Here is a 13889-nt window from a genome sequence, read left to right as displayed (position 1 = left end):
GGATTATCAGAGGCAGTCGTGGTTATGGATTCCGGCCTCGGCGCTTCGCGTCGCCCCGGAATGACGAGGATGGTTCCCCACCCCGGCGTCTGCGAATCACTTATGCTCAAGTCCGGCTTGAGGAGGCCCATATGGTCGCAGACAGTAACAGCCAGATCGCGTGGCATCGGGCTCAGATCAAAAAACACTGTGAAGCCCTGAAACATTTCGAAACGGCCAGATTCAACTTCGGCGAAATTGCCGGCTCAAAAACCATCGACCGAACGCAAGAGGCTGTAGCCGAGCTAAAACGGAAGATCAGGGAGTCCGAACAGATCATCGCAGCCTATGAGCGACAGGCCCGACGTCCTCTCACGACCGACTATCAAACGCTCGCGAATGCTCCCTGGAGCAGATGGAACGCCCGCGGCCCTTCCAACCCGCGGTAGCCGGCGATCCCGCTTCGGCCGTGCTGATGACGGCCGCTTGTGGTGCAAGGCGCGCGGATGGTCGAATCAAGCCTCTTTGTTCTTCGGCGGCTTTTTGGCGGACGGGTTTTCGGCCGCCTGCCGCATCGACCTGGCATAACTGTCGGCGGCGTTATCGGCGGAAATCCGCAACCTCCTGGCGGCGGCGGCGCCTTGCAGCATCGTATGTTTGGCGATCTGCCTGTATCTCTCTTTGGTCTCGCCATCCTTCGCCTTGGTCGCGAGGCTGACGTACCGGTCACGCCGCCTCTTGGCGGCGGCCATGAGACCCTTGTTCTGTTGCTTCGCAAGCTGCCGAATGACGGCATCCAGATCGGCTTCCGCCATGATTGATCCCCCAAGTGCCAACACAACATTCACCATTGAAAGACGCCGCGAAACAATCCCGCGATGTCTCCTGATCGAAAGATCTGAATTGCCTCGTCGCTTCCGCCTTCGCGCCTTGAGCTACGTCGGACACCTCGCACCTTGCGATGACAAGGCCGATAACGCTCCTCACCCCTTCACGTCATACTGCTTGCCGAGGTGATCGCCGATCTGCACCAGCATCGCGACGCATTCGGGAAAGCCGGGTTTTGCAACCGTCGCCGCATCGGCGCCGGCGCGGAACTCCCAGGAATCGCCGAAGCGGACCACCGAGATGATGATTCCATCGGGACAATCGGCATGAACCTTCAACTCGGCTCTCGCCATCGCAATGAGTTCGGCTTCGGTCCTGGCGGGTCTGCTCATGGTCACGACTTGCTCCGGCAAACAGGTCGCCGCAGGTTGCCGCTTTGGCGGGCATCTGTCGAGAGGACGCGCGCACGACGCGCTACCTCGCCGCGCCAACGCGCCGCAATCCGACGATCTCCGGCAGCGGCCCGGCAGGCACCGAACTCTCCCTTGCGACATCGGGCAAGGCGCCGGTCGTGGCGGGGTCGGCCGCCGGCACCCGCGCGGTCGCGTCCGGGAACCGGGTCTTCATCTCGCGGATGAAGCCATCGAGCGTGTCGACGCTCGCGGCCATCCTGGCGATCTGGGCGAACTCGGTGCTGCTTGAAGCGACCGGCAGGCTGGCGGTTTCAAAGGCTAGTCTGTCGGCCTCGCCGGCCATCAGCGGCGCGTATTTCTCGCGGAACCGCGACAGGCCGATGGCGTCTTCCGCGAGCGCATATCCGATCACCGCACGGATCACGTCGGCCTTTTCCACCGCGTTCAGCGGTTTGAAATCGCGCCAGCGATCGCCGTAGTACAGTTCGATCTGCTCGGCGGATTCGCGCCACCGCCGCGACGCCCAGTAGATGTCGGAACGCAGCCGGATCGCTTCGCGGCCGGTGAGGTTGGAGACGATGTCGAGCGCGAGTTCATGGCGCCCGACGTCGCTCTGCGCCCGCGCTTCCAGCAGCAGCCGCTGCTGCCGCAGCTCGCCGGAAAGATCGGCGATGCGCGTCGAGCGCAGCGCTGCGATCGCGCGATCCGGCTTGCGATTGGTCAGGTAGACCATGGCGAGGCGCGCGGCCACCTGGGCGCGCGCCGCCCCCTCCAGCCTCTTGTCGATCTGATACTGCAGGAGCTCGGCGGCCTGATCGAGCAGATCGACGGTGACCAGCCGGTCCGCGAGCCGCCGGATCATCTCGTCGCCGCGGCGGCCGATCGGCGTCAGTTCGCGATACTCATAGAACATGCCGAGCGCTTCGACCGGCGGCAGGTCATCGCCCTTGGGGCCGAGAAAAAGCTGCGCGAACAGCGCCGACGCGCTGTCCTGGGCCTGCCGCGACAGTTCGGAATTGGGCTGCAGCCGGGTCGCGCTCCGCGTCGCCGCGAACGCGTCCGCATAACGCCCGGCGTCGGAATAGATGCGCGTCATCATCTGCAGCATCCTCACCTCGATCCCGTCGCCGCGCCAGATCACCGAAAGCGTCTCCAGCTCGCGCAACACCTCGGCCTGGCCCATTTCGCCGCGCTTTTCCAGCAACGCCAGCTCGAGCAGCCTGCCTTCGGCCGCCGCTGCCCGGTCGGACGAGTTGGCCGCAAACCGGTAGGCGTCGAGCGCGTCCTTGTCGTGACCGAGCGCCTCGGCCAGCCGGCCGCGCAACACCGCGATCGCGGGCCGCATCTCCTTCGGGATTCCGACCACGTCGAGTTCGCTGCGGCGCCGCGCGGCGCCGGCATAGTCCTTCACTTCCAGCGACGCCCGCATCGAATCCATCGCCACGATGCGCTGCAATTCCACCGGCAGCGTGGCAACGGCGAATTCGACATTCTTGAACTTTTCCCGCGCCTCCGCCCATTTGCCCTGCCGTGCCAGCGCCAGTGCCTTCCACAATTGGGAATCGTAGCTGTTGCCGACCGCCGGATTGGCGAGATCCTTCAGTCCCTGCTCGGGCTGGCCGATCAATATGCTCGAGACCGCATGCATCATCACCACGATGGATTCCTCGCTGCCCGGCCTGGTCTCCGAGACGATGAGATCGGTGACGCCCTTCGCTTCCGGATACATCCCCCGCGACATATAGAAACCGGCGAGGTCGAGCCGGGCCTGCAAGCGTTGGGCGGGCACCGCCGCACCCACCGCTGCGACCAGCGCATCCAGCCGCGGCAGAAATTTTTCGCCCTGGTTCTTGCGCCATTCCTCGGTGTCGAACAACGGCCGGACCGCGGCGGTCGCGCGTTCGGCGGCGAAATCGGCCGAGGACAGTGTCAGGCCGCCGGGCCTGCCCAGCATGACCTTGTCGGACCCGATCTCGGCGGCGACATCGTCGGCGTTCGGACGAACCACCACGCCATGGACCGATTCCAGCAGCGACAGTTCGACAAAATCCTGCCGCTTGATGAAACCGCGGGTCGGCGGCGGCGCCGTCACCACCAGCAGCATATCGCCGGCGTCGGGATCGACCAGCCGATGCAACTGGCCGGGATTGGCCAGCGGCACGCTGACATTGGCGAGCGCGGGATCGGTGATGTTGCGCAGGACCAGCAGCGGCAGCGGCGGTTTTTGCACGCGGTCGGCAAAGGTGAGCGTCCAGCTCACGCCCCTTGAGCCGTCGTCTGCCTCGAGCGCCGGCATCTGCGGACGGTTGAGGCGAATGCGGATCGCCTGACCTTTATCGAGCGGCAGCCGGCTGACATCGCCGACGATGGCCCCGCCCTTGGCGCGGATCGGCTCGACGTCGAGGGGCTCGGTCGAATCGAACACCAGCCACACCGTATCGGCGCGGCGAAACAATGCCGCGGGCGTCGCCGCGGCAAACCTGAACTCCACGCGCAGCCCGTCGCTGTCGCGCCGGGCGTCGACCGAGCCGGCCTGTTCGCCGGCGCGATTTTCCCGCACTGGTTCGAGCGAAGCGTGCGTCGTCTTTTGCGGCGCCTCGGCAGCGGCAGCCCGCGTTTCCACGGCCGCAGGCGCGGGGTTCGCCGCCTCGCGCGCGGCCTGGGTTTCCTTGGACTGACGTTCTTCGGAATGATGTTCCGCCCGAGGCGTCTCCCGCGCCGGCGCCATCTGCTCCGGCGCGGGCGAGGCCTTCTCGGCCATCGGCGCCGCCTTCTCGGGCGGAGCCGGCGATGGTTCGCTCGCTGGCGGCATCTTCTCCGCTGCGAGCAGAGTCTTCGCCGATTCGGGCTTGATCTCGACCCCGGCCTGCTCGGCGATCCTCTCCGACGTGACCGGCGCGATCTGCGCCGGCTGCTGCACGGTTTCCCTGGCCGGCTTGTCATGCGCGGTCGGCGCCGCTGCCACGGGCCTGGCGGATGCCGGCCCGTGCGATTCAGCGACCGCCGGCTTTTCCGCCGGCTGGAAAGCGACGTCGACGACGTAGTTTCTTTCCTCGCGGAACGAATGGACGTCGACGTCGCCGATCAGCACGATTTCGATCGTGGAGGTGTCGGCATTGGCCCGCGCATCGATCGAGGCGATATTCGGCGGTGCGGCCACCTTGGCGTCGGCCAGATCGAAGGTGAGCACGCTGTTGAACAGCAGGGTCAGCTTCTGATCGTTCAGCGCCGACGAGACGCGGACGCCGTCGGGCATTTCGAATATGAAGCGGACGAAGGTCGGCTGTAGCGATGCGCGGACTCGAACGGGCGGCCGCCGCCTGGCTTCCGTCGCCGCGCGCTGCGCCCGAAGCGCGCGCTCGGCCGCGCGGGCGCGCTCCGACAATTCGCGGATCACCTCGGGCGGAAGCGAGGGAGGCGGGCCGGTCCAGCTGTCGGGCAAGAGGTCGACGAAGATCCGTTCGGCGGCGGTCATGGTGTTGACCCTGACCCGGCGTGCCAGCGACAGCCGGATCGCCGCGCCGTCGGGATCGCGCCGCACGGCGGCGACGTAATCGGGGACGGCGTCCGCCACTCGATCAACGGCAATGTCGACCGGCCGCTTGAACCGGATCACGATAATCGACCCGGCCGTCGTCACTTCGGACTCGACGTCCCCGGCAAGCTTCAGGACCAGCCGGGCGTAGCCGCCCGAAGCCTGGAACGCCGCCTCACCCCTGACCGGATCTTCGGCCCGGCCGGCGGTCGAAAACAGCAAGCCGGCCAGGACAAGGCCAAGCCATGCGGGCCGGCCGGGGCAAATCCCGGCCGCCCGCGCCAATGCGCGGCCTTCCGACCCGATTCCACCCTTTCGCGCCATTCCAAAACGTCTCTTGGCCTCAACGATTCCCGGAGCCGAAGCGCCTCGCTTGTGCGTTTCGAATCTTGAATTGGCCGGCTTAAGGACTTGTTAAATATCCGCGCTAATTGGGCCTTTGCGACAACATCTTGCCTTCGATCTTGGGGAGTTCGGCGACCGCGCCGGATTTGTCGGCGCCGGCGCGGCGCGCCAGTTCGACCGTAAGCCGCTCGGCCGCCTCCGGCTGCATCAGGCCGAGGATGTCGGCCATCTTGCGCGGCGCGATCTGGGAGGCGATTTCGTAGAGCACCGACATCTCCAGCCGGTCGAACACCTTGGCGGCGTCCTTCGGCTTCATGCCCTCATACATCGTGATGATGCCCTTGAAGCGGGCGGCATCGGCTTCGGCCTTCTGGCCGCCGGCGGCCGTGACCCTGGCCTCGGTCGCCTTCATCTCCTCGGCGCGCGATTCGATGCGCTTCTCCGCCGCCTTCAGCAGACTCTCGCGAATCTCGATTTCGCGCGCGCGCGTCTCCAGCTCCTGCCGCCGCGCCTGCAGCCGCTCGAGGATGGCACGTTCCGAAGCGGACACCGGCTGGGTCTGGCCGGGAACGACGACGACGCCGTCGGGCTTTGGCGCCGCCGCGGCGGGCGCGGCCGGCCTGGGGGCCTCTTCCTTCTTCTCCTCCTTGGGCTTCTCGTGAACCGAACCGGTGATGTCGGCGGGATCTCCCCGGCGCCCGGCCGGGAAGTTGAAACTTTCCTGCGCCCACGAACGTTTGGTCGAATTCGGCTCGTAGCCGAAGACATATCCGCCATCCATCACGAGGCCCGCGACCTTGAGCACGGCAAGGCCGAAGATCGCCATCAGCACGACCGGCAGCACGCGGATGTCGCGAGCGGATCTCATGCGGCGAGGCCGTCAGCCCTTCGGCGCTCGGAGAAGGCCTGCGCCGCCGCGGCGACGGCCTTGGCGGCCGACACCTTGGGCTCCGCCACCGGCGCAGGCCCGGAGGCCGGCCGCGCGGCGATTGCGATCCTGGTCAGGCGGTGGATCACGCCGTCGCATTCGGCGAGCTGCTGCTTCAGGTTCGCCGACATCTGCGTCGCGGCGGTCAATTGACTGCCGAGATTCTCGTTGACGTCGCGCACGGTGTGCTTGAGGCCGCCGATCGCGCGCTCGGCGATTTCGGTCGCCGTGATCAGTTCCGCGATCGTCGCCTTGAGCGAATGCTCGTCCGCCTTCAGCCGCTTCAGCCTGGTGTTGAGCAGCATGCAATAGCCGATCGTGAGCAGCAGCAGGGCCGCCACCAGGCTCTCGATCACAATTCCAAGCAAATGACTCATTGGGCCTCCATCAACTTGGTTTGCTCATCGGCCTTCTCGAACATCGCGAAGGTGGTATTCGGCTTGCGCAGGTTCTTGATGACGCGGATGGCGACGCGGTCGCCGACCCGGCCCATGCGTCCCTCGGTCAGGGTGACGGAGCCGCAGCGGATCGAGACCGGCGCGTCGGCGCGCATGTCCAGCGGCAGCGTGTCTCCCACTTTCAGGCTCATCAGCTGTTTCAGCGGAATATCGGCCTCGTAAAGCACGGCATCGACCGCGATCTCGGCCTGCGCGACTTCGGTGGCGAAATGGCCCTCCCAGATCGGATCGCGGCCGAATTTCTCGCCCATGAACATCTGCAACAGCACCGGGCGGATCGGCTCGATGGTGGCATAGGGCAGCAGCAGCTCGATATTGCCGCCGCGGTCTTCCATGTCGATGCCCAGACGCACCAGGATCGCGGCGTTGGCCGGTCGGCTGATGGCGGCAAAGCGCGGATTGGTCTCCAGCCGGTCGATCGAGAACGTCACCGGCGACAGCGGCCGGAACGCCTGCTCGGCGTCGGCCAGCACGACCTCGATCAGCCGCTTGACGAGGTTGGTCTCGATCGTGGTGTAGGGACGGCCCTCGATGCGCAGCGAGGTCTGGCCGCGGCGGCCGCCGAGCAGCACGTCGATCATCGAATAGATCAGACTCGAATCCACGGTGGCGAGGCCGAAATTCTCCCACTCCTCGGCCTTGAACACGCTGAGCACCGCGGGCAGCGGGATCGAATTCATGTAGTCGCCGAACCGCACCGAGGTGATGCGGTCGAGCGAGACCTCGACATTGTCGGAGGTGAAGTTGCGCAACGACGTGGTCATCAGCCGCACCAGCCGGTCGAACACGATTTCGAGCATCGGCAGGCGCTCGTAGGACACCATCGCGGAATCGATGATGGCGCGAATGCCGGAATGGTCGTCGAGATTGACGTCGCCGACGGAAAAGCCGAGCAGGTTGTCGATTTCCTCCTGCGACAGCACCCGCTCGCCGCTGTTCTTGGCGCTGCCGAAGTCACGGCTGCCGTCCTCGACCATGGCGGCCCATTGCAGCGCCATGGTTTCGGAGAGTTCATTGGCCGCCGCCTCTTCCGCCGCCGCCGCCGGATCCTCGGAATCGAGCGAGGCTTCCCATTGGGCGGCAATGGCGTCCTGGTCCATCTGGTCGTTGCCAGCCATGATGCTAGATCCGTCCCTTCACTGAACCACGATTTCCTTGAACAACACCGCGCTCACCTGGTTGGGCGACACCGCGGCATTGACGCGCCTGGTCAGCTCTTCCTTGAGGCGGAACAGGCCCGCCGAGCCGTTGAGATCGGCGGGGCGCAACTCGCGCAGATAGGTCTGGAACAGGTCGGTGACCCGCGGCAGCGACGGCTTGATCGCCTCGACCTGCTTCTCCTCCTTGACCTCGAGCACCAGCTTGACCTTGAGATACAGCACCCGCTCGCCGGGCGCGCCGGCCAGGTTGACCAGCATGTCCGGCACCTCGACGAAGGCCGGCGGCTTCGCCATCGGCGCTTCGGCATGCGCCTCCTCGCCGTGACCGTGCATCAGGAAGAACCAGCCGGCGCCGCCGCCGATGATGGCGACAAATCCCACCGCGGCAATGATCAGCTTGAGCTTGCCGGTTTTTGGAGCCGCGGCTTCCGCGCCGTCGGCGCCATCCGCCTGTTCTTTGTCCGCCATCGCCCGCCCGCCGGTTCGAGAACGAACGCGTTTGCCACCCGACCGGCCCGTGACGCGATACCAATGCCGCCAGCGCACCCGCGCTCTCTTCAAAGGCAACGCTAGGGTAATAATGGTTAATGGAACCTTTCCTTTTGCCTTCACCTAGGAAAAAACTGCCGGGCAAACATGGTCAACAACACCTTTCTGCCGCCCGCACCGCGCCAGGAAAAACGACCAAGCCGCTGAAACATCGGCATTTCCACACTTGGCACGACTTTCGCTGAGACCTCGTCGAACCTTTCGGCTTGGGAGAGCCGTTACGGTTTGGAAGATCCGACAGCGAGCTTGGGAGAGCCGCGCCAAGGATCGTCCGAGGATCGTCAGAGGGGAGAACCACCGATGCAGAATACGCTTCTCATCGGACTTTCGCGGCAAATGACGCTGGAACGGCAGATGGATGTCGTTGCCAACAATGTCGCGAACGTCAACACGTCAGGTTACAAGGCCGACCGGTCACTGTTTGCCGAATATCTGAATTCGGGCGCGCACGAGGACAATTTCGTCAGCGCCGACCGCCGGCTGTCTTTCGTGCAGGACCGCGCCACCTTCCACGATTTCTCGCCCGGCAATACCGAGCAGACCAAAAATCCGCTCGACCTCGCGATCGACGGCGCCGGTTTCCTCGCGGTGCAGACGCCGGCCGGCGAGCGCTACACCCGCGACGGCGGCCTGCAGATCAACAACCAGGGCCAGCTCGTGAACGCCTCGGGCTATCCCGTGCTCGGCAACTCTGGCCCGATCGTGTTCCAGCCGACCGACCATGACATCAGCATTGCCGCCGACGGCAACGTCACCGTGCTCGAAGGCACCGGCCGCACCGGCGCGGTGCGCGGCAAGCTCCGCCTCGCCAGCTTCACCGATGCGCAAAAACTGGTGAAGGAAGGTTCCAACCTCTATTCGGCCGGCGACGGCATCGCCGCGCAGCCCGACACCGGCTCGCGGGTGCGCCAGGGCTTTGTCGAGAAATCCAACGTCAATTCGGTGACCGAGATGAGCCGCATGATCGAAATCACGCGCACCTATACCCAGATCTCGGCGCTGCTGCAGCAGCAGAGCGACCTGCACAAATCGGCGATCGAAAAACTCGCCGACGTCCCGGCTTAACTCTTGAAAGGCTAACCGATGCGCGCTCTTTACACCGCGGCGACCGGCATGGCGGCACAGGAACTCAACGTTCAGGTGATCTCCAACAACATCGCGAACCTGCGCACCACCGGCTACAAGAAGCAGCGCGCGGCGTTCCAGGACCTGATCTACGACCATGTGCGCCGGGTCGGCGCGCAGGCCTCCGACCAGGGCACCATATTGCCGGTCGGCGTCGACATCGGCGGCGGCGTCAAGACCGTCGGCACGCCGCGGCTGATGAGCCAGGGCTCGCTTTCGCAGACCGGCAACGATCTCGACATCGCGGTCCGCGGCGAAGGTTTTTTCAAGATCCAGATGCCCGACGGCACCTACGCCTATACCCGCGACGGCTCGTTCCAGATGGACGCGCAGGGCCGCGTCGTCACGGCGCAGGGCAACCCGGTGCAGCCGACGATCACGATTCCGCAAAACGCCTCCGGCATCACCATCAACGCCCAGGGCCAGCTCTCGGTGACCTTGCCAGGATCGACCACGCCGACCACCGTCGGCCAGATCGGCCTGACCCGCTTCATCAACAAGGCCGGCCTGCAGCCGATCGGCGACAATCTGTTCACGGATACGCCGGCCTCCGGCACGCCGCAGGACGGCATCGCCAACACCGACGGCTTTGGCGACATGCAGCAGTCGAACCTCGAACAGGCCAATGTCGAGGTGGTCTCGGAAATCTCCGACCTGATCGCCGCCCAGCGCGCCTACGAGATGAACGCAAAGGTCATCAGCGCGGCCGACCAGATGCTGCAATCCACCTCCAACCTGTTCCGCTGAGGAGTTTGCCATGATCGCACGCGCGCTCCTGATCGCAACCGCCCTGCTCGCCCCAGCCTGGCTCGTCGCCCACGCCACGGCGGCATTCGCGCAGACCCGCGACGACATCATCGCCGCGCCGGTGCTGCGCGCCAATGTCACCGTGTCCGACGATATCGTGCGGATCGGCGACCTCATCGACAACGCCGGACAATTTTCCCGGATCGCGATCTACCGCGCGCCGGATCTGGGCACCACCGGCTCGCTCCCGGTGGCGCAGGTCTTGAACGCGCTGCGCGCGCATCAGGTGATCGGCGTCGACACGAGGGATCTCAGGCAGATTTCGGTGACGCGGCTGGCGCGCACGCTGGAAGGCAAGGAGATCGAGGCGCAGGTCGCGCGCGCGCTGGAGCGCCGCAACGGCCTCGGCGAGGCCGCCGGTCTCTTGCTGACCTTCGATCGCGATCCCGGCGACATCCGGCTGGATGCTTCCAACAACGGCAATTTGCAGCCGCTCTCCGCGCGCTACGACGCGCGCAACGGCCGCTTCGACGTCACCCTCGAGATAGCGAATGAGAACGGCGCGGCGCCGACAAAACTGCGCTTCACGGGAACCGCGATCGAGACCGTGCAGGCCGCGGTGCTGGCGCGCGGTGTCGAGCGCGGCGATATTCTGAAATCCTCCGACGTGCTGGTCGAGCGCCGCCCCAAGGCGGAAGTCGGCCCCGACGTCGCCTCCCGCGATCATGCGGTCGGCATGCAGGCGCGCCGCCAGCTGCGCGCAGGCCAGGCGCTGAAGGCCGCCGATCTGGCGCGGCCCGACCTCGTGCAGCGCGACCAGCCGGTGACGCTGATCTACGAGACCGCGGGGCTCTATCTCACCGTGCGCGGCAAGGCGCTCGACGGCGGCACCGAGGGCGATGTCGTCAACGTCATGAACCTGCAGTCCAAGCGCACGGTGTCCGGCGTCGTCAGCGGCCGCGGCCAGGTGTCGATTTCGGTGGCGACGCCGCGCCCGGCGCCTGCCGCCGACAAGACCTCCTCGCTCGGCACCGACGAACCTGCCGCCCCCGTTGCCCTCGCCAATGTCAGTCCAGTCGCTCCAACAGCAGAGTAATGTTCATGTTCGCTTTCCGCTTCAACCGCCGCCTCCTCCTCGCCGGCGCCTGGCTGGCGCTCGCTGCCATCGCGAGCGGTTGTTCGTCGATCGACCGTCTGTCCCAGATCGGCGAGAAGCCAAAGCTGACCGAGATCGAGAATCCAACCGCGCAGCCCGGCTACAAGCCGGTGCAGATGCCGATGCCGAAGCCGGAGGTTGCCTCCTACAGCCCGAACTCGCTGTGGCGCAACGGCAGCCGCGCCTTCTTCCGGGATCAGCGCGCGGCGCGGATCGGCGATATCCTGACCGTCACCGTCAACATCACCGACAAGGCCAACATCGCCAACGAGACCCAGCGCAGCCGCTCCAACAAGGAGGATTCCGGCATCACCGATTTCGTCGGCAGCAAGGCGCTCGGCGCCAACGCGCAAAAACTGCTGCCCGGCCGCCTCCTGACCGCGGACTCTTCCGCCTCCAGCGACGGCAAGGGCTCGGTCAACCGCCAGGAAGCGTTGCAGACCAATGTCGCCGCTGTCGTGACGCAGGTGTTGCCGAACGGCAATCTGGTGGTGGAAGGCAAGCAGGAGATCCGCGTCAATTTCGAGATCCGCGAGCTGATCGTCGCCGGCATCGTGCGGCCGGAGGACATCCAGAGCGACAACACCATCGATTCGAGCAAGATCGCCCAGGCCCGCATCGCCTATGGCGGCCGCGGCCAGATCACCGACGTGCAACAGCCGCGCTACGGCCAGCAGGTGATGGACGTGCTGCTGCCGTTCTAGTGTTTTCTTAACGAGCTCCCACATCTCATTGCGAACCCGGGCGCAGTGCGATGTTCCAGCGCGGCCTCCGTCAGCTCCCCTGGCGGAGGCCGCGGTTGGTTTGCGTTGTATCATTCCATTCCGAGCACTCTCAGGGCCGGATTGGCAAGACCAAGGTCGGCGAAAACATTGCCGCTGCTGGCGGTCAATTTTTTGGGGTCGCTCATTTCCTGCCGCCTTTTCCGTAGATTTCGAATCCAGGCTTTCAATTCGCATAGCTGGCGCCCGACACGTCGCAATAGTGCCATGAATAGTTCATCCATCGCGCCTGCTACCCCCGCTGGATGGACGCATTGACCGACACGCCAGTCGCGTGATATCTACCAATGGTATCTACCAAAATTCGAAGGAGGCGGATCATGAGTGCAACCGCCCGCCGGCGGAGCCTGACCCGCGCAAATTCTTCGACTGATGTTCTGCCTCGACACCAACATCGTGATCTCAGCCATCAATCTGCGACCGGCGCATATCCGCGACCAGCTTGGCGCGGAGCTCGTATCGGGCGTGACGATTGGCATTCCCGCGATCGTTCTGTTCGAGATGAGGTGCGGCGCGGCGAAAAGCGATCGACGAGCGCGCAGCGAGGCTGGCCTCGAAGCTTTCCTGTCGCTGGCGGTCACGCCATGGTCTTTCGAGCCTGAGGACGCGGCGCATGCTGGTGATATCCGCGCCGAACTTGAAAAAGCCGGCACGCCGATCGGGCATTACGATTATCTGATCGCCGCGCAGGCCCGCCGTCGTGGCGCGGCGCTGGTGACGCTCAATCAACGCGAGTTCGCGCGCGTGCCTGGGTTGATCGTCGTGAGTTGGACGGCATGATGGATGCGGCGGACGCGGCGGCGTTGGGCGCGCGCCGCAACCTCTTGTCCCCCGTTTCACTCCGGCTTGATCCCGGCCGCCTTCATGATCGGCAACAGCCGTAGCTCCTCGCTGTCGCGGAATGCCTTGATCTCGGCCGGCGAGGCTGGCCACGGCCTTGCGCCAAGTTCGCTGTAGCGCTTTTTCAACGCGGGATCGGCGAGCGCCTTGACGAGCAGCGCATTGATCTGCGCCACCAGGTCGGGCTTCATGTTCGCGGGTCCGAGCATGGCGGTCCATGAGGTGATCTCATATCCCGGCAGCACCTCGGCCATGGCGGGCACGTCGGGAAGCTCGGGGATTCGCGCCCCCGCGGTGACGGCGACCGGCTTGACCTGCCCTGCCTGCACGTTCGGCAGCGAGCCGGGCAGATTGTCGAACAGGAGATCGACCCGGCCGCCGAGCAGGTCGGTCATCGCCGGCGCGGCCCCCTTGTAGGGAATATGGATCACCTCGACGCCCGCCATGCTGTTCATCATCTCGCCCGAGAGGTGCAGCGTGGTGCCGAACCCGGCCGATGCGTAGGTGTATTTGCGGGGCTCCTTCCGGAAGGCGGCGAGCAATTCCCTGAGATCCGAGGAGAACAGGTCGTTCCGCGCCGTGAGGATATTCGGCAGTTGCCACATGCCGCCGATGAAGGTGAAATCATCGATCGCGTGATAGGGAAGTTTGGCGTAGCTTCCGATCGCCAGCACGTTTTGGGCGATGCCGCCGAGACCGACCGTGTATCCGTCCGGCGCCGCCTTGGCGACGGCATCGGCCCCCAAAACGCCGCCCGCGCCAGCCCTGTTCTCGACCACGAACGACTGTCGCGACAGTTCGCCCATCTTCTCGCAGAGAATGCGCGACAGCGTATCGGTGGCACCGCCTGCCGGAAAACCGTTGACATAGCGCACCGTCCGGGTCGGCCAGGCCTCTTGCGAGAAAGCGATGCGAGGTGCCACGAGCGGCGTGGCGATCGAGCCGCCGACAAGGGTCAGCAGCGTGCGGCGATTCACGGGCGTGGGCGACGACATCGCGTTCCTCCATGATGGGTACTTTTGCTTGATTGGTCGGTCACCACGA

The 13889-nt window shown here is 65.3% G+C and carries 15 protein-coding genes; 6 read left to right on the top strand and 9 right to left on the bottom strand.

What is annotated here, in order from left to right:
• The first annotated feature begins 131 nt into the window (after positions 1–131).
• Positions 132–428: a hypothetical protein gene (locus WCE35_RS15725; protein WP_424594262.1), complete on the top strand. Its 297-nt coding sequence runs from the start codon at positions 132–134 to the stop codon at positions 426–428.
• A 66-nt stretch (positions 429–494) separates the two neighbouring features.
• Here the strand turns inward: WCE35_RS15725 and WCE35_RS15720 are convergent, their stop codons facing one another.
• From WCE35_RS15720 to fliL, 7 genes are all read right to left on the bottom strand, one after another.
• Positions 495–794: a hypothetical protein gene (locus WCE35_RS15720; protein ID WP_424594261.1), complete on the bottom strand. Its 300-nt coding sequence runs from the start codon at positions 792–794 to the stop codon at positions 495–497.
• Between the two features lie 168 nt (positions 795–962).
• A complete protein-coding gene (locus WCE35_RS15715) occupies positions 963–1199 on the bottom strand; it encodes a hypothetical protein (protein ID WP_424594263.1) in 237 nt (78 codons plus the stop codon).
• Positions 1200–1281: 82 nt separating this feature from the next.
• The gene (locus tag WCE35_RS15710) at positions 1282–5079 is read right to left on the bottom strand and encodes a tetratricopeptide repeat protein (protein WP_424594260.1); all 3798 of its coding nucleotides are present in this window, start codon (positions 5077–5079) and stop codon (positions 1282–1284) included.
• A 103-nt stretch (positions 5080–5182) separates the two neighbouring features.
• Positions 5183–5968, bottom strand: a complete 786-nt coding sequence (locus WCE35_RS15705; protein WP_424594259.1) for a MotE family protein — start codon at positions 5966–5968, stop codon at positions 5183–5185.
• Positions 5965–6405: a DUF6468 domain-containing protein gene (locus tag WCE35_RS15700; protein ID WP_424594258.1), complete on the bottom strand. Its 441-nt coding sequence runs from the start codon at positions 6403–6405 to the stop codon at positions 5965–5967. The genes WCE35_RS15705 and WCE35_RS15700 overlap by 4 nt, the downstream gene beginning before the upstream one ends.
• The gene (gene fliM / locus WCE35_RS15695) at positions 6402–7604 is read right to left on the bottom strand and encodes a flagellar motor switch protein FliM (RefSeq protein ID WP_424594257.1); all 1203 of its coding nucleotides are present in this window, start codon (positions 7602–7604) and stop codon (positions 6402–6404) included. Before fliM ends, WCE35_RS15700 begins: the two co-directional genes overlap by 4 nt.
• Positions 7605–7622: 18 nt before the next feature.
• Complete coding sequence (gene fliL / locus WCE35_RS15690; RefSeq protein WP_424594256.1) at positions 7623–8114, bottom strand: flagellar basal body-associated protein FliL; 492 nt, start codon at positions 8112–8114, stop codon at positions 7623–7625.
• A gap of 381 nt (positions 8115–8495) precedes the next feature.
• Here fliL and flgF point away from each other — a divergent pair, with 381 nt between their 5' ends.
• The 4 genes from flgF to flgH are packed head-to-tail and all read left to right on the top strand — an operon-like array spanning position 8496 to position 11927.
• A complete protein-coding gene (flgF, locus tag WCE35_RS15685; RefSeq protein WP_424594255.1) occupies positions 8496–9260 on the top strand; it encodes a flagellar basal-body rod protein FlgF in 765 nt (254 codons plus the stop codon).
• Between the two features lie 18 nt (positions 9261–9278).
• Positions 9279–10067 (top strand): flagellar basal-body rod protein FlgG, encoded by a 789-nt coding sequence (gene flgG, locus WCE35_RS15680; RefSeq protein ID WP_424594254.1) that lies wholly within the window; start codon positions 9279–9281, stop codon positions 10065–10067.
• 10 nt (positions 10068–10077) lie between these two features.
• Complete coding sequence (gene flgA / locus WCE35_RS15675) at positions 10078–11163, top strand: flagellar basal body P-ring formation chaperone FlgA (RefSeq protein ID WP_424594253.1); 1086 nt, start codon at positions 10078–10080, stop codon at positions 11161–11163.
• A complete protein-coding gene (flgH, locus tag WCE35_RS15670) occupies positions 11163–11927 on the top strand; it encodes a flagellar basal body L-ring protein FlgH (RefSeq protein ID WP_424594252.1) in 765 nt (254 codons plus the stop codon). The genes flgA and flgH overlap by 1 nt, the downstream gene beginning before the upstream one ends.
• 110 nt (positions 11928–12037) lie before the next feature.
• Here flgH and WCE35_RS15665 read toward each other — a convergent pair whose 3' ends face one another.
• Positions 12038–12229, bottom strand: coding sequence for a hypothetical protein (locus WCE35_RS15665; protein ID WP_424594251.1), 192 nt, complete (start codon positions 12227–12229; stop codon positions 12038–12040).
• A gap of 148 nt (positions 12230–12377) precedes the next feature.
• Here WCE35_RS15665 and WCE35_RS15660 point away from each other — a divergent pair, with 148 nt between their 5' ends.
• Positions 12378–12785, top strand: a complete 408-nt coding sequence (locus WCE35_RS15660; protein ID WP_424594250.1) for a PIN domain-containing protein — start codon at positions 12378–12380, stop codon at positions 12783–12785.
• A gap of 56 nt (positions 12786–12841) precedes the next feature.
• On the opposite strand, the gene WCE35_RS15655 is transcribed toward WCE35_RS15660, so the two are convergent.
• On the bottom strand, positions 12842–13840 hold the full coding sequence (locus tag WCE35_RS15655) for a Bug family tripartite tricarboxylate transporter substrate binding protein (protein WP_424594249.1): 999 nt from the start codon (positions 13838–13840) through the stop codon (positions 12842–12844).
• Positions 13841–13889 lie beyond the last annotated feature (49 nt).

The sequence above is a fragment of the Bradyrhizobium sp. genome (genome assembly GCF_049691595.1).
Taxonomy (GTDB): Bacteria; Pseudomonadota; Alphaproteobacteria; order Rhizobiales; family Xanthobacteraceae; genus Bradyrhizobium.
This window is presented reverse-complemented; position numbering and strand designations above follow the sequence as displayed.

Excerpts from the sequence above, each read along its gene's own strand:
- WCE35_RS15720 (WP_424594261.1), bottom strand. The coding sequence starts at position 794 with ATGGCGGAAGCCGATCTGGATGCCGTCATTCGGCAGCTTGCGAAGCAA.
- flgH (WP_424594252.1), top strand. The coding sequence starts at position 11,163 with ATGTTCATGTTCGCTTTCCGCTTCAACCGCCGCCTCCTCCTCGCCGGC.
- WCE35_RS15655 (WP_424594249.1), bottom strand. The coding sequence starts at position 13,840 with ATGTCGTCGCCCACGCCCGTGAATCGCCGCACGCTGCTGACCCTTGTC.
- WCE35_RS15665 (WP_424594251.1), bottom strand. The coding sequence starts at position 12,229 with ATGGATGAACTATTCATGGCACTATTGCGACGTGTCGGGCGCCAGCTA.
- WCE35_RS15715 (WP_424594263.1), bottom strand. The coding sequence starts at position 1,199 with ATGAGCAGACCCGCCAGGACCGAAGCCGAACTCATTGCGATGGCGAGA.
- fliM (WP_424594257.1), bottom strand. The coding sequence starts at position 7,604 with ATGGCTGGCAACGACCAGATGGACCAGGACGCCATTGCCGCCCAATGG.
- flgA (WP_424594253.1), top strand. The coding sequence starts at position 10,078 with ATGATCGCACGCGCGCTCCTGATCGCAACCGCCCTGCTCGCCCCAGCC.
- WCE35_RS15725 (WP_424594262.1), top strand. The coding sequence starts at position 132 with ATGGTCGCAGACAGTAACAGCCAGATCGCGTGGCATCGGGCTCAGATC.
- WCE35_RS15660 (WP_424594250.1), top strand. The coding sequence starts at position 12,378 with ATGTTCTGCCTCGACACCAACATCGTGATCTCAGCCATCAATCTGCGA.
- flgF (WP_424594255.1), top strand. The coding sequence starts at position 8,496 with ATGCAGAATACGCTTCTCATCGGACTTTCGCGGCAAATGACGCTGGAA.
- WCE35_RS15710 (WP_424594260.1), bottom strand. The coding sequence starts at position 5,079 with ATGGCGCGAAAGGGTGGAATCGGGTCGGAAGGCCGCGCATTGGCGCGG.
- fliL (WP_424594256.1), bottom strand. The coding sequence starts at position 8,114 with ATGGCGGACAAAGAACAGGCGGATGGCGCCGACGGCGCGGAAGCCGCG.
- WCE35_RS15700 (WP_424594258.1), bottom strand. The coding sequence starts at position 6,405 with ATGAGTCATTTGCTTGGAATTGTGATCGAGAGCCTGGTGGCGGCCCTG.
- WCE35_RS15705 (WP_424594259.1), bottom strand. The coding sequence starts at position 5,968 with ATGAGATCCGCTCGCGACATCCGCGTGCTGCCGGTCGTGCTGATGGCG.
- flgG (WP_424594254.1), top strand. The coding sequence starts at position 9,279 with ATGCGCGCTCTTTACACCGCGGCGACCGGCATGGCGGCACAGGAACTC.